Here is a 24,761-nt window from a genome sequence, read left to right as displayed (position 1 = left end):
TTTTATTTAGCGACACTAGCTGCTAAATAAAAGGCTTTCCTTATTTAAATCATCTTCAATAATGGAAGATTTGATTTTCTAACTTTATAACATTACTAGTTTTAGTATGGACTAGAATTTACTGTAGTAGGTGTATAGAGCGTTACTTGAGGTACATTAGCCGCATTGGCATTGATTTCAGCTTGCGGATACAATAATCGCTGAGGAAATTCAGATGCACCAGATTTCAAAGGAATCTCTAGCAAATTATGAGTTCTTCGTACATCATTAAACACTTCCAACTGCCCTGTTAGTGTAATATACCTTTCCTCTAGAATTTCTCGAATCAGTGCTTGAATTGCTGTTACATTATCATTATTTTCAATACCTCCCGGTGCAAAGTCGGTAGTTGTATATGGAGCATATTCAAATTCAAAGTCATCTGTAATAGCTTCACTTAGATTAGCACCTGAGGTATAATAGGCGCGTAAGGTATTTAATGAAGCCAATGCATTATCAAAATCATTTTGTTTTGCATATGCTTCTGCACGAATGAGCGTGTTTTCTTCAAAAGTGACAATTGGAAAAGAACTTGTAGCATCGAAAAAACCACCTACATCGTAGTTAACATCATAGAACCCTTCATCAGGAATGTAAAGATAATTTAAGCGGGCTTCTTCATTGGTTTTAGCATTATTACGACTTATAGAAGAAACAGGATCTAACAACTGTACAGCATAAGCATTGCCTGCCATATAACCTGGACGATCGCCTGCTAAGAATGAATAAAATAAATTTGCGTTTTGCTGATAATCAGGCCCGTGCATAGCCATCATGTTATCACTTGCTGAAGCAATAGCAATGGATGGATCGGTATATTTGACTGCGTTTGCATAATCCTTTACATGTAGATAAAAGCGAGCTTTTAATGTATTGGCAGCCTGAATCCACTTTTGTTTGTCCCCACCAAAGAAAATGTCTGCATCTCCTACATCTGCAGCAGATTTTGTGCCCAAGTTGGTGATTGCAGAATCAAGTAGTATCTGTACTGCTGTATAAACAGCTTCCTGAGAGTCATATTTAGGCGTAACAATTATTGGATATTGTAAGGCTTCAGTATAAGGCACATCGCCAAAAAGATCTGCAGCCAATCCTAAAGTCATAGCCTGCATAACCTGTCCAATGCCTAATGCCTGTAGATGCTGTATTGCTATAGCATTTTGCTTCATGATATTAACATTAGCTAGCACATTAGTATACATAGTAGTCCATTGATTATTAAAATCACGAGCAGAAACTACATAATTGGAAAGTGGAACATATTGTCGGTCTTCTCCACTAAAATGTCCTGTCCATAGTCCAGTAAGCCTACTCATATCCCCCTCATAAACACCAATCAGATTTACCTGAGCTCCACTTAAGTATTGCTCAATGCCAATGACAGAAGGGTCTGTAATATTTACAGGATCTACATCATATCCACTTATCAGATTTTTGCATCCATTTAAGGAGACCATAGCACTGATAATACCTAAAAAAATATATAATTTTCTCATATATCCAATTGAAAAGTCGTAATTGATAAATTGAATTGTTTTAGAATAATTCATGCCAAATTACTATTCAATTAATAATTAATTGAAAGGCTGAAAATAAATGAACGAGTATTAGGGTTCTGGAAATAGTCTATGCCACGACCGTTATTTGCTCCAGTAAGGTTAGTTTCAGGATCAATTCCTTTATAATCTGTCCATAAGACAAGGTTTCTCCCAGTAAATCCAAGTGTAACAGAAGAAAGCTTAGTACGTTTGCGGAGCCATTCATTATTAAGAGTATAGTTGAGTGTAAGTTCACGTAAACGAGCCCAACTTGCATCTTCTACAAAAGGAGCATTTATACCAAACCCACCTCCGGAATTTAAATACCAAGCCTGATCTAAGGCAACAGGTCCATTTCCAAAATTTCCAACTGTACCTCTGAATGTGTAGGTACCATCATTATTACGACGTGATATAATGCGAGTATTAGTAGTTAGATCAGCAATGGTTGCACCATCAAATGTTTTAATAGAGGCAGCTTCTGCTGCTGATACAGTGGTCTCAACTGCTGTCTCTTTGGCTACGCCATAGTTGACAAGAGCACCACGTGTCCCATTCCACATTTCATTTCCTATACTAAAATCAAACAAACCATATAAGCTAAAACCTTTAAAACTGAATGTGTTCCCAATACTAGCCCGATACTTTGGATTAGGGTTACCTATTACACTGGAACTAAGTGCTACAATAGGAAAGCCATTGTTATCTAACTGATAGTTACCATTATCGTTACGAGCATAATCTGTTCCCCAAATTACACCAACAGGCTGACCTCTTACTGCTACCGAAGAACCATCTGTAAAACCACCACCAGGAAGGAAGATATATTCAACACCCCTTAGATCAACTACTTTATTGCGGTATAAAGACCATAAGAAATTGGAAGACCATTTAAAATCACCTTTCCTTAACCAATCTGTTTGTAGAGTAAATTCCAATCCTTTGTTCTCCATTGTTGCAGCATTGTCATACTGCGAACTAAAACCTGATGAAGGTGCACGATCTACTGGCAAAATAACATCCGTGTTACGATTGTAGTATGCAGTACCACTCAACTGAATTCTGCTATCAAATAAACGAACATCAAAGCCTACTTCAACTTCCTGTTTCTTTTCAGGACGTAATCTTGGATTACCAGCTGTAGCGGAGCGTTGATAGCCGCCTACCCCAAATTGAGCACCATTGAGAGTGCCACCCCATGTCTCAGCGAAGGTAGTGGGGAAATATTTAGTTATATTATAATAAGGGGCAGGTTCATTTCCCACAATGCCAAATCCAGCTCTAATTTTACCAAAGCTTAAAATTCTACTTTCTCCTAAAAGTTTTGTAAACTGCCAGGATGAATTAATAGAAGGATAGAAGAATATACTTTGGGCTTCACGTCCAAAAGTCGAAGCAGCTTCTGCACGTCCTGTAGCTGTTACAAATACTTGGTCGAGAATTTCTAGATCTATTTGTGTAAAAGCAGCATTCGTTTTAACTGTACTAGCATAGTTAAATGGCTCACGGTTTGTGGGTGAAGTATTTGCTAGGTTTGGAGGAGCATCAGGAACAATAAAGTTACGGCCAAGAGCTCCTACATTATTGTACTGACGGCTGTTATAGTTGAAACCCAAAAGTAAAGATCCATTGAAGTTATCAGAGAACCGATGATTTGCTCGGGCAAATAAGTTAGTATTCCACTGACTTTCTGTAATAGTTTGTTCCGTATATACCCCTCCTGGAGAAATAGCAGATTGAGCGTTCACAAAATCAGTTCTTCTGTCAGAATATGTATCGACCCCTACATTACCTCGTAAATTTAACCAACTCAGGACATCATAACTTAATTCTATATTTCCTAAGATACGGTTTACAACTGCAAAGCTTCTGTTATGTTCGATTGTCCAAAAAGGGTTATCAAAAAAGCCAGCATCTGGATTACCTAAGGGATTGCGATAGGAAATTTGCCGATTTGGACGTAATTCCCCCGATGCAGTATGAAAAGTTCCTACAGTATATGCTTCGTTATCATAATCAGGAGAAGTACGTAATCCTCCCAAGAAAATACCACCCAGGTTTGATCCTTGTTGAGTACGGTTAGAACGAACATTCGAATAGGTTATATTAGCTGTACCTTTGATCTTATCAGTTAATTGTGTAGAAACATTAATACGTGCAGTATTCCGGTTGTAATCGCTGTTGCGTTTTACAATACCCTGTTGTGTCAAGTTAGAATAACTAGCATAAAAATTAGCCTTGTTGGTTCCTCCACTTAGATTAATTGAGTTATCAATGAAATAACCAATACGAAATACCTCTTTTCCGTGTTCATAGGTTTCTATTGACTTCTTATTTCCATGAGGATTGCTACTGGTACCTGAAGCAATAGGATAACGGGTAGTCCCATCCGAAAATGTTACAAATGGGACTCCAGTTCCTGTAGTGTATGTATCTGGTCCACCAGCACGATCTTCAATACGATCACCCCAACTCCTTGAGTTACCAGAAGCGAATTTTCCATTGGTTCCCTGTCCAAAAGAACGTTGTAGATCTGGAACTTTGTTTACTTCATCTAAAGAGACAGTGCCTTTATAACCAATGTTGATTTTACCATTGGTGCTTTGGCCTTTCTTTGTAGTAATTACAATGACACCGTTGGCAGCACGGCTACCCCATAAAGCAGCAGCAGAGGCACTTGGAAGTACTTCAACAGATGCAATGTCAGCAGGATTTAAATCATTCAAACGTGACTGTTGCTGAACACCGTCAATCTGATTGCCACTGCCTGCCTGATTACCGTCATTACTCGAAATATAGCTATTAAATACAGGGACTCCATCTATCACAATCAGAGGCTGATTACTTCCTGTAATTGAGTTTTGCCCTCTCAGTTGGATATATGTTCCAGCCCCTGGATCACTGCCGTTTCTTGTAATTGTAACACCAGCAGCTTTACCAGAGAGACCATTCAGCAGAGAAGTCTCTCCAGATTGTACAACTGAATTACCTTTAACAGTAGAGACAGTAGTGCCAAGCTTATCTTTGGAGGTTTCTACACCAATCGCATTGACTACAACTTCATTCAATTGTCTAACATCTGTTTGCATCTGTACATTAACAGTTGTGCGGCCACCTACCTGTACTTCTTGTGTGGCAAATCCTATGAAGCTGAATGTTAATGTGGCATCTGAAGGAGCACTTATCTGAAAGTCGCCATTTGCATTAGAGGTTGTGCCTGTAGTCGTGCCTTTGACTATCACACTTACTCCTGGCAGTGGAGTGCCATCGTTGGAATCTGTGACTTTTCCTGTAATGGTTCGTTCTTGGGCGAAGAGTGCTCCAATCGATAGCAGGAATAACATAAGAAAGGATAAAAGTTTCTTCATAAAAAATGAGGTTTAGAAGTTTGTTATGTAATAAAATGAAGAAAATGTGTAGGTAAATGTACCTTAATAAGTTCATTCTTAAAAATTAATAGTGTAAAATTTTGTTTTTTGAATGTTACGAATTGTTATGTGGTGTGATATTCATTTTTTACTTTAAAAAATTTTGTAAGTATAGTTTTTGGTTGTAAAATATTCTGTTATCCCTTGTTTATTGTATTTTACCTATAATAAATAATGTAAGATTTATGATATTTCATGTATAGTATATGAAGAGAATTATTTTGTGAAAATCTGATTTTTTAGAAATATTCCATGGATTTTCCTTTTGAAGCATATATTATATTTTGGTTGTATTTTTTTATTTTTATTTATTATCTGTAAATGAGTTATTTAATGTGGTTTTGTTATTATATTATCTTTTGTGTTACTTTATGGTTTTTTATGTCGTATGTTTGAGTGTGCTCGTTTATGTAATATTTTTGTCAATTGTTTGATTTCTGTAAAGAGAAGAACTAGATTAATTAGGATTATTGGTTGAGGAAATTTTTTAACATATTGCTCAATGGAGAAACACAAAAGATATTATACAAGTCAGGAAATTTTAAAAGCGAGTATTTTGAAATACCTTTGCTGGTATGTATCCTAGTTTAGTTTTAAAATCTGGCCGAGATCGGTCGGTCAATAATCGTCATCCCTGGATATTTTCAGGAGGAGTAAAGCAACTGCCTAAGGCTGAGAATGGTGATATTGTGGAAGTATTGGATAACCAGGGAAATCGCCTGGCTTATGGATTTTACTCTCCCCAGAGTCAGATTTCCTGTCGTTTGTTTGAGTTTTCAAGTTTACCTATTGATTTTAGTCAGCCGGATTACTGGCATCAGAAAATTCAATCGGCCTATGAAATCCGCAAAAAGTATGTACTTACTACCCAAACCAACTGTTGTCGGTTGTTGCATGCAGAAGGAGATTTTCTTCCGGGAGTAATCGCTGATTTGTATGATGATCTGGTCGTACTGCAGTTGTTAATTAAGGGGAGTGAAAAGATTGCTCCGCATATTATAAGTGGACTACAAAAAATAGGCGTCAAATATATTTACCTGAAAAATAAACATAATCCGGGTTTTCGGGAGGAAGTAGTACTTGAAAATGGATTTCTTACTTCTAATACACTTCAGGATTCAAAAGTTGTCCTTGAAAATGGGGTAAAATTTGCTATTGATTTTGAAAGAGGTCAGAAAACAGGTTTCTTTCTTGATCAACGGGATAATCGGGCTCTGCTGCAAACATATAGTCAGGGAAAGAAGGTTCTGAATGCGTTCAGTTATACAGGTGGATTTAGTATATATGCATTGGCAGGCGGAGCTTCTGAGGTGCATTCTGTAGATATTTCAAAGGATGCTGTCCAATTAGCAGATGAAAACAGTACCTTAAATTTTGGAAAGGATGTAATCCATAAAGCCATTGCAGAGGATTGTTTTGAGTATTTGAAAAACACACAGGAAGAATATGATGTGATTGTACTGGACCCTCCCGCATTTGCTAAAAATGCGAAAGCGGTTCCTAATGCATCACGGGGATACAAAGAATTAAATCTAAAAGGATTGAAAAAGATCAAACCAGGAGGAATCTTGTTTACGTTCTCTTGTTCTCAAAATATAGATCGGGATTTATTTCGCAAGATTATCTTTTCAGCTGCAGCGGATGCTCATCGGAACGTTCGTATTCTACACCAGTTAACTCAACCTCTGGATCATCCAGTCAATATTTTTCATCCGGAAGGTGAATACTTGAAAGGGCTTGTATTGCAGGTTGAGTAAATCTACTAACTAGTTTAAGAAATTTTTCTGTTTCATAAGACATTCTTATTGAGGAGCTTCATGTGATTATTTTTCTGGAATCACATGAAGCTTATGTATTTTTTTTATATTTATGTTTACCAGCCTGTAAACCTAATTATTAAAAGGACTTACGCCTCAACCCACTGCCTGTAAAATCTTATGAAACTGCTTAGATCGACAACATCTATCACCTACGAAACTATTGCCTTCTGTGTATTACTTCTTATCCATCTGATTCCGCTTTTTACAGGAAAGTTCTTTCCCACTTCAGATGGAGCCGCGCACTTGTACAATGCTGAACTGATGAAAGACATGTTGCTGGGAACATCTCCTATACATGTTGAGTTTCTGGAATGGAATATATATCCGGACCCAAATCGGTTTTCCCATGTATTCTTAACCACATTGCTACTCGTTTTTCCGGATTATATTGCTGAAAAGATACTTCTGGCAACATACGTGATTCTGTTCGCTGTTTCTTTTCGCTATCTGATACGAAATATAAATTATAAGGCTACCTTCTTATCTGTATTTGCGTTTCCACTTGTCTATAATCTGTCTTTCTGGTATGGATTTTATAATTTTTGTTTCTCTCTTATCTTTTTCTTTCTATTTGTAGGGTATTGGTTGCGTACTCAATATAATTATACTCTTAAACGTACTATTGTATTGATATTCTTGACTTTATGTATGTATTTTTCGCATCCTGTTTCCTATGTCTTTTCTATTCTTTTTCTGGGGCTATGGATTGTTATGGATGCATTCCGGAGAAACAAGCCTGTAGATTATACACATACAGGGTATTGGAAGCGGGTATTTCTTTTGCAGATTCCAAAGCCTGACTGGACGTTCTTATTCCGGCAGACTGGTATGTCTGTACTGATCTATGGGGTTACAGGTATTTTACTGCTAGTGTATGTTTTGCGCATTGGTGCATCTGCTTATTACTATCCAAGCAGTAAGCTTACACAGGTATTTCAACTAACACAACTGATGCCGCTTCAGTTTCTTGCACAGGATGAGACTCTTCTGCTGGGTATTCTGTATCATGTGTTGTTTTGTTTACTCATTGTATGTGTAATCCGGTATCATCGAATGAGCATTTTGCATTATGTAGTATTGTTTGGCTTACTGGCAGGTCTGGCGTTATATTACATTTTCGGTCCGGATGGCGCTGCTGGTGGAAGTGGAATGCACCCTCGCATCGGTTTGTTCTTTTATATCTATGTAGTTATTTTTGCCGCTTTTTATGCCTGGAAGTTATCTACTCAGCGAATTGTCTATATGCTGGTAGCTTTGATTTCTATTGGCTTGATGATTGTTCGTACAAAAGAACTTCTTCGTTTACAATCTGTTTTTGATGAGATTATGACAGCACAGGAACATATACCTGCACATGCTGTTACGTTGCCGTATTGTTTCTATCCGATAGATTCTACATTGGAACGTAATTTTCCAATAGATTACTATCCGCTAAAGCATTACAGTAATTACCTGTTGTTAGGAAAGAAAGGAATCTCTTTGGATAACTATGAGGCACGCACTGGATATTTCCCATTGAACTGGAATCTGGATAAGATTTCAGATCCTGTACAGTTAAACCACCTGAATGATGTAATGTATGAAAAAGAGCATGTACGCTCTATTGAATTTCATGAAGAAATGATCGGACAGCCTGTCGACTATGTAACATTGGTGGGTGTCCATGCTACAGATAAATCTTTGCACAAAGATGTTATGACAGAGCTGGAGGAAGAATTCGATCTGATCTATGAGTCTGACAATAGGATTGTTCACGTGTATAAGAAGAAGACATTAGACAAGCCTATTGGATCTTTAATTTCTGCTCCCGGGAAAGAGAGACCTCTGGCAAAAAGAAACGAAGCTACTTTGGATTAGGCTTATATAACAACAAAGCCTTTACTGGTTATAGTAAAGGCTTTGTTGTTATATAAGTATCTATTTAGTTAAATAGGTTGTTGGAGATAATTACCGAATAGTAATTGTATAACTTTTCTCTTCAACAGTAACGGTTACTTTGCGGTCGCAATCACCATTGCCATAATTAACGATGCGAGTGGCTACATCGACAGGAATTACTTCCAGAACACCACTTACAGGTACCCAGCCACTCGTTGACAGGCAAGATGCTTTAAATACCAGTGGGCTAGTTACTACAGCATTAAAACTAACTCCGTTTTGAGTAGTGCCAGAAGCTGTACCTGTTATAGAAATCTCATTGCTATTGGTGTTGTATGATCGGGTACGATTACATGACCAGGTAATGCTTTTTCCAGAAGATTTAGTTATGAGCAGGGAACTGATAATATTGGCAGTATAAATTCCATTAGCGGGATCATTACTGAATGTAATTGTTTTAGTTCCTTCTATTTTATTCCCATTTACATAATAGTTATCAAACGTGATGACACGGGTAGCCCCTTTAATAGGAGAAATAGCTGTATAGGTAATAGTGATCTTGCCTGTTCGGGTTCTTCCATCGCGTCCTTTAATACCCGTTGATCCAAAATCAACTACAACTGTTCCTGTTGCGTTCTGCCCTTTGGGAGTAATGGTTACAGTAGCTCCATAGTAGTTTTGTCCTGTTTCTGTTTGGCGGAGGCTGCTGCTATTGGTCTTCAATACGTCGTCTGAAATAGACACAAGATCTTCTGATTCATTGAATCCGGTATTGTTATCTTCGACTACCGGTTCTTCCGCTTGAACTTCATCATCCTTTTTACAGGATGTAACTACAAAGGTGCATGCCAAAAGGGCTGCAAACAGAATTTGAAATAGAAACTTTCTCATAGTTGGGAAAATAGTTAACGTGTTATACAAAATGAGGAGTTTAAAATTTGTAAACCTATTACTTAGAAGTATTTTCAAGATAAAGGTTTAACCAGAGACGAAAAAGTTTTTTTAGAAAGCGTGTGGCTTATTTTTGAAAAATGGTTCTTTCTTCTTTTTTTGTCAGGACAAGTAATCGTAAAAGAATATTGTAAATTGATTTATAGATTTCTTACTCTTCTATATAAACGGATTTGCTGACAATCAGGTATAAACAGTAAGTAACAAAAGTTGTATTAGCCTTATTGGATAGCTGAATCGGAATATATTTTCGGAATCGCTATTTGCTGAAAGACTTGATTAGTTACTGATCTAATAAAGAGAACACCGGAACTAGCTGCATAGGTCTTAATTAAAAAAGATATACTATTTTTACCGGGTTCGATCAGAAAATACTAATTTCCCGAACTACACAGATTCTTATAACCAACTAACTTTGTATGAAAGCTCAGAACATTTTAGAAACGATTGGCGGAACTCCTCATGTACGCATTAATCGATTGTTTGCTCACCGGAATGTGGAGGTATGGATGAAGTTGGAACGTTCCAATCCGGGGGGAAGTATTAAAGATAGAATTGCTCTTTCCATGATAGAAGATGCTGAGCGACGTGGACTTCTTGAGCCTGATAGTGTAATTGTAGAGCCTACCTCTGGTAATACAGGTGTAGGATTGGCAATGGTAGCAGCTGTAAAAGGATATAAACTGATTCTGGTTATGCCTGAATCAATGTCTGTTGAACGCAGACGACTTATGTCAGCATATGGGGCATTATTTGAATTGACACCTCGTGAAAAAGGAATGAGAGGGGCAATCGAAAAGGCGCAGGAAATTGTAAACTCAAATCCGAAGGCGTGGATGCCAAGTCAGTTTGAAAATCCTGCCAACATCGAGATTCATAAGCAAACTACTGCTCAGGAGATATTGAAAGACTTTCCGGAAGGTATTGACTTCCTGATTTCAGGTGTAGGAACCGGAGGACATATCACGGGTTGTGATGAAGTGCTGAAGACACATTTCCCTAAGTTGAAAACCTATGCAGTTGAACCGTCTGCTTCTCCTGTGATTAGTGGTGGTCAACCTAGTCCACACCCTATTCAGGGTATTGGAGCTGGCTTTATTCCTAAAAACCTTCACAAAGAAAGTCTGAATGGGGTAATACAGGTATCTAAAGAAGACGCTTTTGACTATACAATTCGGGCTGCAAAAGAAGAAGGGATATTTATTGGTATTTCTTCCGGAGCTTCTCTGGCTGCTGTAGCTAAGAAGTTGCCAGATATTCCGGATGGATCACGTGTATTGACGTTCTGCTATGATACTGGCGAACGATATTTGTCTATTGAAGGCTTGTTTGTATAAATGTATTGTTGACAAAACTTCAAAAGAAAATCCTGTCAGAATGAGATTGACAGGATTTTCTTTTCATCGGGTAGAAATATATTATCCGCCTTGTGCGTCAAGATATTTTAAAATAGCATCAATATCTTCATTCGCCAGATCAGGAAATGACTGCATAGGAATTTTATTGAATTTATTGAAAATCTGATTTCCATAAGCATCTCCGGAAGCAACTACGGCTGAAGAGTTATGAATCCACTTGTATAACCAGTCTTTGCTTGGTGCTCGTTTGGAAATACCTTTTAGTCCCGGACCTACCACTACATCGTCACCTGCACTATGACAAGCTGCACAGTTATTTTTAAATAGAGATTCACCTTTTTGTGCTACAGGATCTAATGCTGCTGGGGCAGGAGCAGTTGTTTCAGTTCCAGGAGTACCTGGTGTTGGTTTTGCTGCTACTGGCGCTTCAGGTTTATAGCTGATAATCAAGGCTGCTCCAGTGATAAATACCACAAGCAATGCAAACAATAGCACTCCTAAGGCAATTTGTAATTTTTTAATGGTCTCTTCCATAAAAAAGGTATGGTTGGTAATAGTATAGTTAGCTAGCGCGAAAATAATTTATTCTTTTCAATAATGAACATGCCTGTATAAAACAACCTGAATTTATTTAGTGAACAGGTTGTAGAGTGTCTGTTTGAGTCGAATCACTTTTGAGCCGATCTTCAATCCGTTCCTGTAATTGGCCTTTGCGGCCTGGTAGTGTGGTAACTGAAAATATATGAATGGTAAAACCAATAACAGCCAGCACAAACAGGCCACTCACTATCAAAAATATCTTCTTATTCTTATTCATGATAAAAATCTATTCCATTGTTTGGTATGCGCCGACAGATTATTTGCCTAGTTCCTGGGAGCGTTTGAATGCACTGTTAATGGCTTCCTTTACATCTTCTTCTACCCGGTTTTCCAGAAATACTTTTAGTGCCGCTTCCGTAGTGCCTCCTTTGGAAGCCACCTTTTTGATCCAGTCCTCACAGGAAATTGTGTTCCGGTTCTGAAGGTGTACTGATCCCATGAAAGTTTGGTTTACCAATAGTTCTGCCTGAGCTGGGGTAAAGCCTAACTCAATACCTGCCTTAATCATGGCATTCATGAAATAGTATACGTAGGCAGGGCCACTTCCGGAAACAGCTGTTGCAGAGTCAAGGAGCCCTTCATCTTCTACATACATAGCTTTACCTGTAGTGTTGAGCAGGTTTTGAATGATAAATAATTCTTTACGGTCCAGTTCCGGACTACAGCTAAATACTGTCATTCCCATTCCGATCTGAGAGGGTAGATTAGGCATCGCACGTACTAGTTTGGGAATGCCCAGTGAAGTATGTAATGTTTGAATACTTACACCTGCCATCACAGAGAGTACTATTTGCTCGGGATTCAAAAAAGGACGTATAGTGGGCGCTACAGTACTATAATCCTGTGGCTTTACAGAAACAATAATGATATCAGCCTGCCGGATGAAATCACCTGCTGAACGAAAGATATTATAATCCGGAATTTCAGGTAGTCGGGTACGGCCAGCATCACTGCGGATCAGTAACTGCATTTGGTCTGGAGTGGCAAAGTGGGACGCAAGCAGACTCTTGGCATAGGTAGTTCCCATGTTTCCGGCACCAATGATAAGGATATTCATGGTATAAAGTAGGACAGATAGATTGAGTAGGAGGTAAATAATGGCTAAGCAGAACCAGATTCGTTAATGAAGGGAATCTGGTTCTATTGTTGGGTACTAGCTGTTTTTGCTTAGCAGAAATTCCTTAAATAGCTGATAGTCATCAGGCAAAGGAATCGATTTCTTCGGTTTGTCAAGCAACACTGCCAGAGATTCCGGAACAGGTGGTTGTTGTCCTGTTACTTCTGTGACAGATTCCGAGAATTTAACGGGATGGGCTGTTGCCAATACTACCCCAGGTACGTTTTCTACTTCTTTCTGGTATTTCTTTAAGGCCAGATAACCCACTGCTCCATGAGGATCTATCAGATAGTTATAGGTCTTATATACTTCTTCAATGGCTTTGCGGGTTTCTGCATCCGAGAATCGAAAGCCTGTAATGTGCTGTTTCATGGTTTCCCATGAATCTCCAAAAATTTCACGCATACGGGCAAAGTTACTTGGATCACCTACATCCATGGCACTGGAAAGGGTAGATACAGAGGGTTTGGCAGTATAGTGTGCCGTTTCAAGATATACAGGTACTGTATCGTTCGCATTAGATGCTGCCACAAAGTGATGAATAGGCAAGCCCATTTTCCATGCAAATAAACCAGCGGTCAGGTTACCATAGTTGCCACTGGGAATAGAAAATACAAACGGGCCTTTGTATTTTTTAGTAAACTGCTGGTATGCATAGAAATAATAGAAGCTTTGAGGCAGTAAACGGGCAATATTAATAGAGTTGGCCGAGGTCAGATATAATTTTTCCCGTAGAGCCGTATCTGCAAAGGCCGTTTTAACAAGGCGCTGACAGTCATCAAATGTTCCGGTAACTTCCAGAGCGGTAATATTTTTACCTAGTGTACAGAATTGGGCTTCCTGTACCTGACTTACCTTACCAGATGGATACAACACCACTACTTCTACACCAGGCACCTGGTAGAAACCTTGTGCCACAGCACTTCCGGTATCTCCTGAAGTAGCAGCCAGTACAATTACTTTCTTGGTCTCATTCTTGAGTAAGTGAGACATAATACGTGACATAAAGCGGGCTCCTACATCCTTAAATGCCAGTGTAGGGCCATGAAACAACTCCAGTATATGGGTTTGTGCATCAAGCTCATTCAGAGGAATTTCAAAGTTCAGCGCTTCTTCACAAATCTGGCGTAAGTCTGATTCGGTAATTTCGTCACCAACAAAGTTTCTGGCTATTTCGAAGCCTATTTCCGGAAGAGATAGAGAAGGAAGTTTTGTGAAAAAGTCAGGGGATAATGCAGGTATTGTTTCAGGCATAAACAATCCCTTGTCAGCAGCTAATCCTTCAATAACAGCATGGGCAAACGATGTAGCAGGAACCTGACGGTTGGTACTAAAATAGTTCATGATCAATGGGCAAAAGAAAATAAGGATAAATGCATAAATATTTCTTTGAAAGAAACTGTAGTGTGTTGTTGATGATCAGTCCGCAAAAATAGTATCTTTTCTTTTGAAGATCCCTTTTTAACAAAAAATCCACAGGAAATAAATCCCGTGGAGCAAAAAAATAGAGTTCTTTGACCTGAAATAAATTACAAATCATAATTATTGTTATGTATTTGGCTCTGACTTTGTTCCTGATTTGTTAGGTTTACCTTTGGCCTTGAAATCTTTTAATCGTTTTTTTTGATGTTTTTTCAATGCTCTTCGCATTTCATAGAGAGCTCTGCACTTCACCGCTTCTCCAAAAAAGGCAAGCCCTGAACAGAATATAACCAGACTTATTGTGCCTTGCACTACCCAACGGGTAGTTGGCACACCACCATGCATTATGTGGGAAGTCTCGCTTACCAGACACAAACCAAAGCCACATAAGGCCAGTCCAAGTGGAGCAAACACTTGCCAGCGTTTATATAAAGACCATTTTTGTTGCTTATAAGGAGCTTTTTTCTCTGGTAAATACATAGATTTTGAATGCAAGAAATGAACCGCAAAAATAGAAGATACACCCCAGAATTGAAAGTCAATCAGGCAGAGAAAGTGGAATAATAAGCTTTATTGTAGTCCCTTTGGCTGGATATGTTTCAATATGTAGATCTCCCCCCAGATTTCTGGATCTGCGCTGCATATTATCCAGCCCGTTTCCCTTGTGTATATTCTGTAGATCAAAGCCTATTCCGTTATCACTAACACTTAAAATTAATTCTTCATTCCTTTGCTGAATGCTGATGGTTACTTGTTGTGCTTTGGCATATTTGGCAACATTATTTACAGCTTCTTTGAATATAAGGTAAAAGTCATACTGATATTCTGGCGAAAATGTAAAATTAACGAGAGTAGAGTCGATATGAAAGGAATATTCAATCTCCTGAGTTTCGAATACTTGTGCTGTGAACTCCTGCATACGTAAAGTAATGCTTCCAAAGGAGTTTTTATCCGGGCGGGTAGTCCAGACAATATCACTCATTGCATCCTGTACTTTTAGCGAGCTACTACTGATCTTTTCGATTAATTCCTTTACAGATTCTGGCCGTTGTTGTAAGCGATCCTGTGCTACCTGACTCAGAATCGCAATACTGCTTAGCGTAGAGCCAATGTCATCATGCAGGTCACGGGCAATGCGACTTCGCATCTGCTCGTTCATCTTTAGGTGTTTGATGACTTCGTTTTGAGCCGCTTCATTTTCTCTACGGTATTTATTAATCTGAAACGCTATCGCAAATGATAACAGAATCACTTCAAGAGCAGACCCGATCTGCATGGCATTACGGGTAATATGATTGCTGGGCAGGATATTGGATAATTGTAATACAAATATGGCAGCACTGATAAGTAGTAATGACCAGATAGCTGTAAAGAAAATTCCAAGTTTGTATCCTTTGTAGCCAATAACAATGCCTAAAAAGAACAGATAGATCGTAATAGCAAGAGCCGCTCCATGCAATAGTGTAATGCCTTCACTGCGTAGAGGAGTAAGGGTAAGGATAAAACCTGCTATGACAGGAGTTAATAGAGCCCATTTGATCCATCTGGTAACAGGTAACCGGTATTCAACATACAAGAAGCCGTGAACAAATAGAATGGCAAACACAAAGGTCCCTGTTATGAAAAAGGAAGTATACCGGTTAAACCAAACTGCATCGGGCCAGAGATATTCATGAGCCAATCCTTTTTGATAACTAAAGAAGGCAGTAAAAAACAACACATACAGAAAATAATACACATAGGTACGGCTGCCAAAAAGATAAGAGATATAGAAGTTGAAAATCGCAACTGCAAGCATGAGTCCGAAATACATACCTTGAATGAGATCATTGGTATGATTGTATTCAAAGAAAGTATGCAAAGAAGATACTTTAACTGGAATTACTAAGGGTAAGGAGTTTTGAACGCGCAGATAGTACGTATTGGTTTGCTGAGGAGGTAGGTTCAGGTCAAACAGAAAGAAATTGGTCTGAAATACACGATTGAGAAAGGGGGTATAAATGCCGGATCGGGTAAGTACAGAATAGGGTTCGGCTGTATTAACGGTTTTATATAAAGTGATACTGTCTATAACTGGCTCTGAAATTTCCAGGAAAAGGTTGTCAGGAGTTTGATTTTGTAAGGTGAATCGTAACCATATCACAGATTTGCTTACACCAAAGTTGACAATCTTCTGTTTGTTTACTATAAATCGCTTCTTTTGTACCTCATCAATAGTTAGTTGGGTTGTAATATCTTCATACACTTCAATGGAAGGGCTAATGTCAAAGAAGTCTTTTTTGTCTTTTAGTATGGCCGTTGATTGAGCATGTACAACTTCTAGGGTATACCAAAACAGAATAAGCCAGATACTAAATTTCATATAAAGGGACGGAGTTTCTGCAAAATACTAATTTACAGTAATTTGTGGGCAAAGTTATAGGCCATTTTTCGATTTACGACAATAGTATCAGGTAAAATAAGGTATAAAAAAAGTCCCTACCTATGAGGGTAAGGACTTCGTATCTCTCTGGTGACAAGAAGTTAAGTTGTTACAGTTGCCTGTACAAATCGCTTGATATCACCACAGGCAATATACGATTTGCCATCCGGAGCGGTATTTACTTCGTCTACTACATATAAGGTTCCTTCTTCACGAATGGAACGAGGGAAACGCATATTCCAGGTAGATTCGTAGCCGTCCGATACTACCCGTGCACGTAGTTTACTACCATCTTTTACACATTGCACCAGTACACCATCTCCTACCTGATCAGTTGTTTCCAGATCAGCAGCTGTAGGTGCACCAGCAGATGCTTTGCCATTGCTACTCTTGCGTGTCCGTGTTGCAGAAGCAAACGTATCTACTTCACCTGCTTTGGCATAGCGGTTAATTTCTCCTTTCACCCGATAAAAAGAACCATCACTGGACAGTTCGAGCCCTTCTACTACGTAGCGGGCGTTTTCTGCACGAATGGCTCTTGGGAACTGTACATTCTTGTCCTGGTCGTATCCGTCTGATAATACTTTGATGCGTAGTTTGCCACCTTCACGCACACATTGCAGTTCCACACCTGTGCCTACTTCGGTTACTACTTTCAGTGCCTTCACCTCTTCTCCTGCAGATACACCCCGGCTACCCAGATCTGACCGGTTACGGTTCCGTGCCTGGTATGACTGATCCAGTAGTTCCTTACGGCCTTCATTGCCCAGTGCTTTTTGCGCCATCCTGCTGGCAAAGTATTCAAGCTGCTCTATTTCTTCTGCAATTTCAAAATGCTCATGGAGGCCTTTTTCCTGTAACTCACGAATCAATGTACGTAATATCTGTTCTGCATCCGCATTGTGTCCGGATTCCAGTAGCTCCAGGGCAGATTCTTTGGCTTTGGCAATCTTCAGCCTGTTTATCTCAATAAGAATACCACTAGAAGGAGCCAGAGCAGATTCTTCCAGAGTTCCTACCTGAGCTGTAATGTCTAGTTGTCCATTTATTTGCTGGATAGCGCCATTCTGCACAGCTTCTGCTGTAAATGTTAGCTTACCAATTGGCAATGTTCCTTTGGAGGCTTCTGGTAAGGTAAGTGTTAGACCCAGTAATTTGTCTTCACCTGTATAAATGTCACCTAAGGTCAGAATGGTTTGTCCATTGGCAGAGGTTTGGGTTTTGGCAATACTGAGTACATCTGACAATTGTATTTCAGAGGCTAGTTCCAGTGTAGCAGAAAGATTTTGTGCTACAACCGATTTTAAGCTGTCCAGCTCAAAGGTAAATACATCTGAAGCCTCATCAATACTCTGAATAAAGTAGAAATTACCTGTAGCCGCCTGAGCCATCCCTATAAGTAAATCCTCATTGAATCCCCGTCCAAAACCAAGAGTGGTGGTAGTAATACCTTCTGATGCTTTCTTGCCGGCTGTTGCCATCAAACTTTTGGGATCAGTAATACCCATATTGGCATGCCCGTCTGTAAGAAGCAGAACACGGTTTACTTTCTGAGGATCGTAATTAGCCTTTACGTGTTCGCAGCCTTGTAACCAGCCGCCAGACAGATTGGTGATACCGCCAGCACGTACTTTATGAATCAGCGTTTTAACCGCTTCTTTGTCTGTGACTGGCTGCGGTCCAAAAATGGTATTTACATTGTCGTCATATACCACGATGGAAATAATATCGCCGGGTTCTAGTTTGTTGACAACTGCTTCAGCGGCTTTGAGAGCATGTTGCAAAGGAGCACCAGCCATAGATCCTGACCGATCTATAACCAGTGAAAGATTTAGATTGCGGCGTGCTGCCTGTGGCAGATCAGATTGAAAACGGATGAGCAAGTCAGTGGGCTGGCTAATGCCTTCCGGTAAAATGGTTTGAGAAAAACTGTAGCTGGGTTTGAGCATAAGATTGGGTATAATAGATTGAGGTTAGCTGGTAATACTATCTTTGATCTTAACAATACTAAATATTGTTCAATTAGTTAATTCCTGCCAGGCTTTATTACCAATAGCGAGGTAATATAAAAATGCAAGTCACACAAAAGCCGATGAAAGAAGAAAGTTTGGGAGTTTAGTTACATTGATACTAAGCGTTATTGTCAGACTATGTAAGTGTGTGCAGCTAAAGTTAGAAAAAAAAGATATTTCATTGATAAATAAAATACGAATAATTGGTAGAGATAAAGGATATTTTTTGAAAAGCAGCAAACCTATACAGCAAGTAAAACAGTTTTTTACTTACATGATTTTAAGAAATATACAGCATGTATGATAGAATGCTGATTTACAGAGTTACGCATCAACATAAGACTTGTCTGCACTTGCAGAATGAAACTATAGGAGAGGATATTTATACAGGCATGCTTTTTTCCTTTTAATGTGACAGGTTAAATATGATGCATTATTAACTAATGTTATGAAAGTGAAAAAGAAATATATCATACTACTTTCCATAGTGGGAGTATTGATAGTGGCAAGGTTATTATTGCCTTATTTTGTGACCCGATATGTAAACAAGGTCCTGGCGGATATTCCCGGCTACTGGGGAAAAATTGATGATGTAGATATACATCTTTACAGAGGTGCTTATCAGGTACAGGGAATGAAACTTTTTAAAGTGGAAGGAAATCAACGGGTTCCATTTCTGGATTTTCCGGTTGTAGATCTATCAGTATACTGGGATGCTATATTCAAAGGAGAGATTGCCGGAAAGGTAACATTTGACAAACCTGTAATCAACTTTATTGGAGGTAGCAGTGAAGAAAAAAACCAGAGTGGTAAAGACATTGACTGGACCAAACCATTAAAAGAACTAATGCCTTTGCAAATAGATCAGTTGATTGTACGGAAGGGAGCCATCACCTTCAATGATTTCACCACCCGACCTAAGGTAGATCTGTCTATGAAAGATGTAAATATGACAGCTACTAACTTAAGTAATGCTCAGCATAAGGCAGAAACATTGCCTTCTGATGTAAAGCTAACTGCTAATTCAATTGGGAATGGAAAGCTTAACATCTTAATGAAGATTGATGTACTGAAGCCAATGCCTGACTTTGATATGAATTTGAAATTTGAAGATGTCAATATTCCAGCTTTAAATGATTTTTTCAAAGCATATGCAAAAGTGGATCTGGAAAGGGGCAACTTTAATCTTTATAGTGAACTGGCTCTACGGGAAGGTGCTATCACCGGATATGTGAAACCCATAGCACGTGACCTAAAGTTTATTGACTGGAAAGACAAAGAGGAGACCAAAAATGTGGGCCATCTGCTTTGGGAAGGTATCGCCGGCCTGGTAGCGACAATCTTCAAGAACCATCCCAATGATCAATTGGCAACGGTAGTGCCTGTTTCAGGTACTCTCTCCAAAACTGATATTAATACATGGAAAACCGTGGTGAATATACTTCACAATGCATTTATTAAAGCATTGCCTATGGAAACCGATGGCACGGTAACCTTCGCTGATGCCATTGCTGCTTATCGGGAACAGATGGTAAAGGGAGATAAAGAAAGTGAGAAGGATAACAAAAAAGAGGAGAGAGCCAAGAAGAAGGAAGAGCGTAAAGAAAAAAGAGAGGAGAGAAAAGAAGAACGAAAAGCAAAACGTGAACGAAATAAAGAACAAAATAGTGTGAGTGAATAAAGTGCTTGCAATGTTTACTAACAAGTGTCTGGCACTTTGGATCATCCATGTGCCAGACACTATTTTTTTTGATACTACCAATTTTGCTCCTTTAGTAAAGAAATTTTGAGACAAGTCAGGATAAACAAAACATGCGGTCACTTTGGTAGCTAACAAACCCTTTGATTGTAACGAAATATTCAACAAGTATAGAAATGTTTTATGCTGTATTTGGGGAAGGAAAAGACCTGAGTGTAGTGCAGATGAGTTGTCGGGCTATTATTGTATTTCTGATTGCATATGGCTTAATCCGTGTATCCGGAAGAAGATCCTTCACCATTCATACGCCTGTTGATAATATTGTGGTCATATTGCTGGGTGCTATTCTAAGCCGTGCGGTGGTTGGTGCTTCTCCTTTTATACCTGTAGTTTGTGCCAGTCTGACACTGGTATTGTTGCACCGGATTTTTGGATGGTTTATGGCACATAATACCCGTTTGGGTAAATGGATAGAAAGCCGGAAAATTATTTTGTATCAGGATGCCCAGTTTATAGAAGAGAATATGAAAAAGGCGCTAGTGCGAAAAGAAGATATTATGCAGGGAATCCGGCAGGCTATCCATACGGAGGATTTAACGAAAATTGATAAAATATACATTGAAGGAAATGGGAAGATCAGTATACTTATAAAAGAAGTCTAAAAACAGGAAGCTAAACTTTGAGTTTTATGACCATAATTATGCTCATGTGGTTGCTTAAACTGAACTATAGGCAGAATGGAGCCTTGCGGTGAATTCAATGCATGAAAACAGGATGGCAGATTAGTCTATGGTATGTTCGGGTTCAAAGTGCTTTTGCCTGGAGTTCACTGAAAAATTACCGATGCGTTGAATTCACCGCAAAAATGTTTTTGCATAGAATTCACCGCAAGATGAGTATCTGATCGGAATTAACCGCAATTCACTGCTTGCAGCGAACTATGTGCAGTACGAAGATATTGCTGGAATAAAGATAAGATAATTGTTTTGCTACAAAAAGCTCATAAAAGAATTATTGGCTATTCTTCACTGTAAATGTAAACAGATCAGGACGTGAATAATGACCGATTACATCAAAGTCCAGTTTACTTTGAATAACTTCATCCAGATTTAGTTCTGCTACAAGTACACCTTTTTCATCCCAAAGCGGGCCTGCTATACATTTTCCCTGAGGAGAGACAATTACGCTTCCTCCCCGACAAAGGACTGAGTCATCTTCTACAAGCTGTACCTGAAATTCTGTTCGGTAATCATCTTTATGAAAATACTGGTTACAACCTATTACAAAACATCTGCCTTCACAGGCAATATGTTGCATAGTTGCTGTCCAGGTTTCACGAGCATCTGCAGTAGGAGCTATATAGAGTTGAACACCTTGCTGATATAAAGCCATACGTGCCAATGGCATATAGTTTTCCCAACAGATCAAACCGCCCAGTTTTCCAAACTCTGTCTGTATAGTAGTAAGTACGTCAGCTCCATGGCCTTCTGCCCACACAAGTCGCTCAACTCCGGTAGGCTTGATCTTGCGATGCTTACCCATATAGCCTTGATTGGGAGAGATATAGATCATGGTACAGTACAAACTACCATTTACACTATCCCTTTCTGTAATACCTGTTACCAGAAATATCTGATTGTCTTTAGCAATTTGTTCTAACTGTGTTAAGTGTTTTCCAGGCAGTTCAAGACTATTTTCCCAATATTGCTGATACAGTTGCCTGCCCTGATCACTACGTTGTCCAATTGTAGATCCGAACGTAAACTTTCGAGGGTACCCCGGAATAAATGACTCTGGAAACACAAGTAGCTGGCAACCCTGAGAGGCATATTCGGCAATTGTATTTTCCATTTTCTGAATCGTTGCTTCCAGATTAAAAAATACAGGGGTTTCCTGTACTACAGCTACTTTTACTCGCATAATGAGATTTGAAACAATAAGTAGATTTGCAAAATTATGTGTAAAAGGATCTTTTTCAAGTTTTGGTTTGACTTATGATACCTTTAGGAAACGACAGCATGAAGTTTATAACCATAGACTTAGAAAAATATTTCCTGAGCTAGTCTGTATGTATTGGCATGCGCATCTACAATATCTGCTATCCGAGTGGAATATCCACCTCCCATACTGGCCACCACCGGAATTCGGTGTTGTTTGCAGAGCGTCCAAACTATGCGATCCCGCTCACGGCAGCCTTCTGGTGTGAGGGAGAGTTTTCCCAGTTTGTCAGTAGCCAACACATCCACTCCTGACTGAAAAAATATAAACTCAGGTTGGTGGATATCTATCAACTGAGGCAGATTAGTACTTAGTAGTGACAGATAATGTTTATCATCTGTAGAATCCGGTAAGGGTATGTCCAGATCCGATTGTTCTTTATGCAGAGGATAATTATTTGCCCCATGCATACTAAAGGTAAATACACGTGGTTCATTCTGAAAAATCTGGGCAGTGCCGTCTCCCTGATGGACATCCAGATCTATCACCAGAATTTTTTGAGCTAATTTCGTCTCCAGCAGGTAGTTTGCACCGATTGCGATGTCATTAAGGAGACAAAAGCCTTCACCTCTGTTGGTGAAGGCATGGTGAGTACCGCCAGCAATATTCATGGCCGCACCATATTGCAAGGCAAAGTGTACAGCTTGGATTGTTCCCTGAGCAATGATAATTTCGCGCCTTACCAGAGACTCGGATAGCGGAAAGCCTGTTCGCCGGATCTCTGCCGGAGTCAATGTCTGATTTTTAAGCTTTTCCCAATAGGATTTTTCATGGGTGGTTAAAATCCATTTTTCTTCCAATGTCGTAGGTCTAAAAAAGTTTTCAGAGGAGACAGTCCCTTCATACAGAAGTTGTTCGGGAAGCAATGTGTATTTCTCCATGGGGAAGCGATGACCCTCAGGCAGAGGATGTGCATATTCAGGAGCCCAGGCAATCTTAAGCATTTTGTACAAAATGGTTTGAATCGGTAAAGTTATTGATAAACCAGAAACACGGGTATTTGGTTTGATTTGCCTTTAATGAGGTATTTTTTCCGTTCCTGTAAAATAGATTGAAAACTGGCACATATTGGTGCATATTTTGATTAATACATACAGACTACAACTAATGAAACACTGATAAAATGAGTGTTAATTGTTAAAAATTAATAATTGGGAGATATTTATTTTACCCTGAGAGAGGGTAAAGTGTGGATTGTAAGAACTGTATGAATCGAAGAAAGATATATTGGCTATGTCAGATTATTGGCTGGACAGGGTATTCGCTGAGTGACCTCATTATATACATTTTACGGGATGGCTATAGTTATGGACAGGTTGTCAATGTGATTATTAGCATAGGTTTAGGAATTGGTATTACACATCTTTATAGGCTAATTTTAAAGAGGTTACATTGGCTGGAGTTGCCATTAAGCCAGATTATTCCACGTACTTTGATGGCTGTACTGATTATGGCAGTCACCATGGTAGTATTAAGTGTACCTCTCGAATATTTTACCATCCCACGTGTACAAAAACGTTTTGATGAGATAGGAGGGATACCTGTGATTTACCTTGCTTGGGGATTTTTGAACTGGACAAAGAATCTGCTGTTATGGTCTGTGATCTATCACGTATATCAGTATTTCTCGCTGAGCAAACGCAATGAAATAGAACGGGTACAGCTCGAATCATCTGTGAAAGATTTTGAGGCAAAGATCCTGCGGGCACAACTCAATCCACACTTTATGTTTAATGCGTTAAACAGCATTCGGGCTTTAATCTATGAAGATCCTAATAAAGCCAAAGAAGCCCTCACACAACTCTCAAGTCTTTTACGCAACTCCTTACTTAGTGACAGACAAAAAACTGTTAGTCTGAATGAAGAGTTGAAAACAGTCCAGGATTATTTGTCACTGGAAAAAATCCGCTATGAAGACCGCCTTGAAGTACAGACCAATATTAGCCCTGATACATTAAATGTACAAGTACCTCCTATGATGGTACAGACTTTGGTTGAGAATGCAGTAAAACATGGCATTTCCAAACCACTAAAGGGTGGCTTTATTTCCATACAAGCTCAACTGGAACGAAACTTCCTAAATCTGATTATTCGGAATACAGGTAAGCTGGAACGAGCTGAAAACTCAGATGGTGTTGGTTTACTTAACACCTCTCAACGCTTGGTATTAATTTACGGAACGGGCGCCTCATTTCGAATCAATCAGGAAACCGATGAAGTAGTACGGGCCGAAGTACGATTGCCTGTGCAATAGAAATATAAAAAAATTCTAGCTGTTAGTCAGTGTGTTATATGCTTTTTGTGAGAAAGTTGTAATATTTTTGGATGGTTCCTATTGCGTCATAAAATAATTTGCCTACTTTTGCACCACGTTAAGCGAAACGCAAGACGAAAAAAGAAAAACGGTGCGGTAGTTCAGTTGGTTAGAATACCGCCCTGTCACGGCGGGGGTCGCGGGTTCGAGTCCCGTCCGCACCGC

Annotated in this window: 18 protein-coding genes and 1 tRNA gene; 7 read left to right on the top strand and 12 right to left on the bottom strand. The window is 39.1% G+C overall.

Annotated elements, in window-relative coordinates; translation table 11 throughout:
* Positions 1-101: 101 nt before the first annotated feature.
* Together QNI15_RS07575 and QNI15_RS07570 are read right to left on the bottom strand one after the other, a co-directional pair.
* Positions 102-1,535 (bottom strand): SusD/RagB family nutrient-binding outer membrane lipoprotein, encoded by a 1,434-nt coding sequence (locus tag QNI15_RS07575; RefSeq protein WP_313996370.1) that lies wholly within the window; start codon positions 1,533-1,535, stop codon positions 102-104.
* Between the two features lie 71 nt (positions 1,536-1,606).
* Complete coding sequence (locus QNI15_RS07570; RefSeq protein WP_313996367.1) at positions 1,607-4,945, bottom strand: SusC/RagA family TonB-linked outer membrane protein; 3,339 nt, start codon at positions 4,943-4,945, stop codon at positions 1,607-1,609.
* Positions 4,946-5,580: 635 nt separating this feature from the next.
* Here QNI15_RS07570 and QNI15_RS07565 point away from each other — a divergent pair.
* Positions 5,581-6,762, top strand: a complete 1,182-nt coding sequence (locus tag QNI15_RS07565; protein WP_313996364.1) for a class I SAM-dependent rRNA methyltransferase — start codon at positions 5,581-5,583, stop codon at positions 6,760-6,762.
* Positions 6,763-6,942: 180 nt separating this feature from the next.
* A complete protein-coding gene (locus QNI15_RS07560; protein ID WP_313996361.1) occupies positions 6,943-8,682 on the top strand; it encodes a hypothetical protein in 1,740 nt (579 codons plus the stop codon).
* 90 nt (positions 8,683-8,772) lie between these two features.
* Here QNI15_RS07560 and QNI15_RS07555 read toward each other — a convergent pair whose 3' ends face one another.
* Positions 8,773-9,594, bottom strand: a complete 822-nt coding sequence (locus QNI15_RS07555) for a hypothetical protein (RefSeq protein WP_313996358.1) — start codon at positions 9,592-9,594, stop codon at positions 8,773-8,775.
* Between the two features lie 479 nt (positions 9,595-10,073).
* On the opposite strand from QNI15_RS07555, the gene cysK reads away from it, so the two are divergent.
* Positions 10,074-10,991 carry a cysteine synthase A gene (gene cysK / locus QNI15_RS07550; RefSeq protein WP_313976317.1) on the top strand — a complete coding sequence of 306 codons (918 nt, stop codon included), beginning with the start codon at positions 10,074-10,076 and terminating at the stop codon, positions 10,989-10,991.
* Positions 10,992-11,072: 81 nt separating this feature from the next.
* On the opposite strand, the gene QNI15_RS07545 is transcribed toward cysK, so the two are convergent.
* From QNI15_RS07545 to QNI15_RS07515, 7 genes are all read right to left on the bottom strand, one after another.
* A complete protein-coding gene (locus tag QNI15_RS07545; RefSeq protein WP_314031209.1) occupies positions 11,073-11,546 on the bottom strand; it encodes a c-type cytochrome in 474 nt (157 codons plus the stop codon).
* A gap of 97 nt (positions 11,547-11,643) precedes the next feature.
* Positions 11,644-11,829 carry a hypothetical protein gene (locus tag QNI15_RS07540; protein WP_313976321.1) on the bottom strand — a complete coding sequence of 62 codons (186 nt, stop codon included), beginning with the start codon at positions 11,827-11,829 and terminating at the stop codon, positions 11,644-11,646.
* A gap of 39 nt (positions 11,830-11,868) precedes the next feature.
* The gene (proC, locus tag QNI15_RS07535) at positions 11,869-12,669 is read right to left on the bottom strand and encodes a pyrroline-5-carboxylate reductase (protein ID WP_313996347.1); all 801 of its coding nucleotides are present in this window, start codon (positions 12,667-12,669) and stop codon (positions 11,869-11,871) included.
* Positions 12,670-12,765: 96 nt separating this feature from the next.
* Complete coding sequence (gene thrC, locus QNI15_RS07530; protein ID WP_314031208.1) at positions 12,766-14,073, bottom strand: threonine synthase; 1,308 nt, start codon at positions 14,071-14,073, stop codon at positions 12,766-12,768.
* A 204-nt stretch (positions 14,074-14,277) separates the two neighbouring features.
* Complete coding sequence (locus tag QNI15_RS07525; RefSeq protein ID WP_313996341.1) at positions 14,278-14,631, bottom strand: hypothetical protein; 354 nt, start codon at positions 14,629-14,631, stop codon at positions 14,278-14,280.
* Positions 14,632-14,689: 58 nt separating this feature from the next.
* The gene (locus QNI15_RS07520; RefSeq protein WP_314031207.1) at positions 14,690-16,513 is read right to left on the bottom strand and encodes a sensor histidine kinase; all 1,824 of its coding nucleotides are present in this window, start codon (positions 16,511-16,513) and stop codon (positions 14,690-14,692) included.
* A 161-nt stretch (positions 16,514-16,674) separates the two neighbouring features.
* On the bottom strand, positions 16,675-18,522 hold the full coding sequence (locus tag QNI15_RS07515; RefSeq protein WP_314031206.1) for a vWA domain-containing protein: 1,848 nt from the start codon (positions 18,520-18,522) through the stop codon (positions 16,675-16,677).
* Positions 18,523-19,033: 511 nt separating this feature from the next.
* On the opposite strand from QNI15_RS07515, the gene QNI15_RS07510 reads away from it, so the two are divergent.
* Positions 19,034-20,266 carry a DUF748 domain-containing protein gene (locus tag QNI15_RS07510; RefSeq protein WP_314031205.1) on the top strand — a complete coding sequence of 411 codons (1,233 nt, stop codon included), beginning with the start codon at positions 19,034-19,036 and terminating at the stop codon, positions 20,264-20,266.
* Between the two features lie 161 nt (positions 20,267-20,427).
* Positions 20,428-20,946, top strand: a complete 519-nt coding sequence (locus tag QNI15_RS07505; RefSeq protein WP_314031204.1) for a DUF421 domain-containing protein — start codon at positions 20,428-20,430, stop codon at positions 20,944-20,946.
* A gap of 349 nt (positions 20,947-21,295) precedes the next feature.
* Here the strand turns inward: QNI15_RS07505 and QNI15_RS07500 are convergent, their stop codons facing one another.
* Positions 21,296-22,204 carry a carbon-nitrogen hydrolase family protein gene (locus tag QNI15_RS07500; RefSeq protein ID WP_314031203.1) on the bottom strand — a complete coding sequence of 303 codons (909 nt, stop codon included), beginning with the start codon at positions 22,202-22,204 and terminating at the stop codon, positions 21,296-21,298.
* Positions 22,205-22,323: 119 nt separating this feature from the next.
* On the bottom strand, positions 22,324-23,226 hold the full coding sequence (locus QNI15_RS07495; protein ID WP_314031202.1) for a histone deacetylase family protein: 903 nt from the start codon (positions 23,224-23,226) through the stop codon (positions 22,324-22,326).
* Between the two features lie 263 nt (positions 23,227-23,489).
* Between QNI15_RS07495 and QNI15_RS07490 the strand changes: the two genes are divergently transcribed.
* Positions 23,490-24,536 (top strand): sensor histidine kinase, encoded by a 1,047-nt coding sequence (locus tag QNI15_RS07490; protein ID WP_313976340.1) that lies wholly within the window; start codon positions 23,490-23,492, stop codon positions 24,534-24,536.
* A gap of 150 nt (positions 24,537-24,686) precedes the next feature.
* Positions 24,687-24,760: transfer RNA gene (locus QNI15_RS07485), tRNA-Asp, on the top strand.
* The last annotated feature ends 1 nt before the right edge of the window (position 24,761 follow it).

Source organism: Xanthocytophaga flava, assembly GCF_030068545.1.
GTDB lineage: Bacteria > Bacteroidota > Bacteroidia > Cytophagales > 172606-1 > Xanthocytophaga > Xanthocytophaga flava.
The sequence above is the reverse complement of the archived record's forward strand: the minus strand, read 5'-3'. Positions and strand labels throughout refer to the sequence as shown.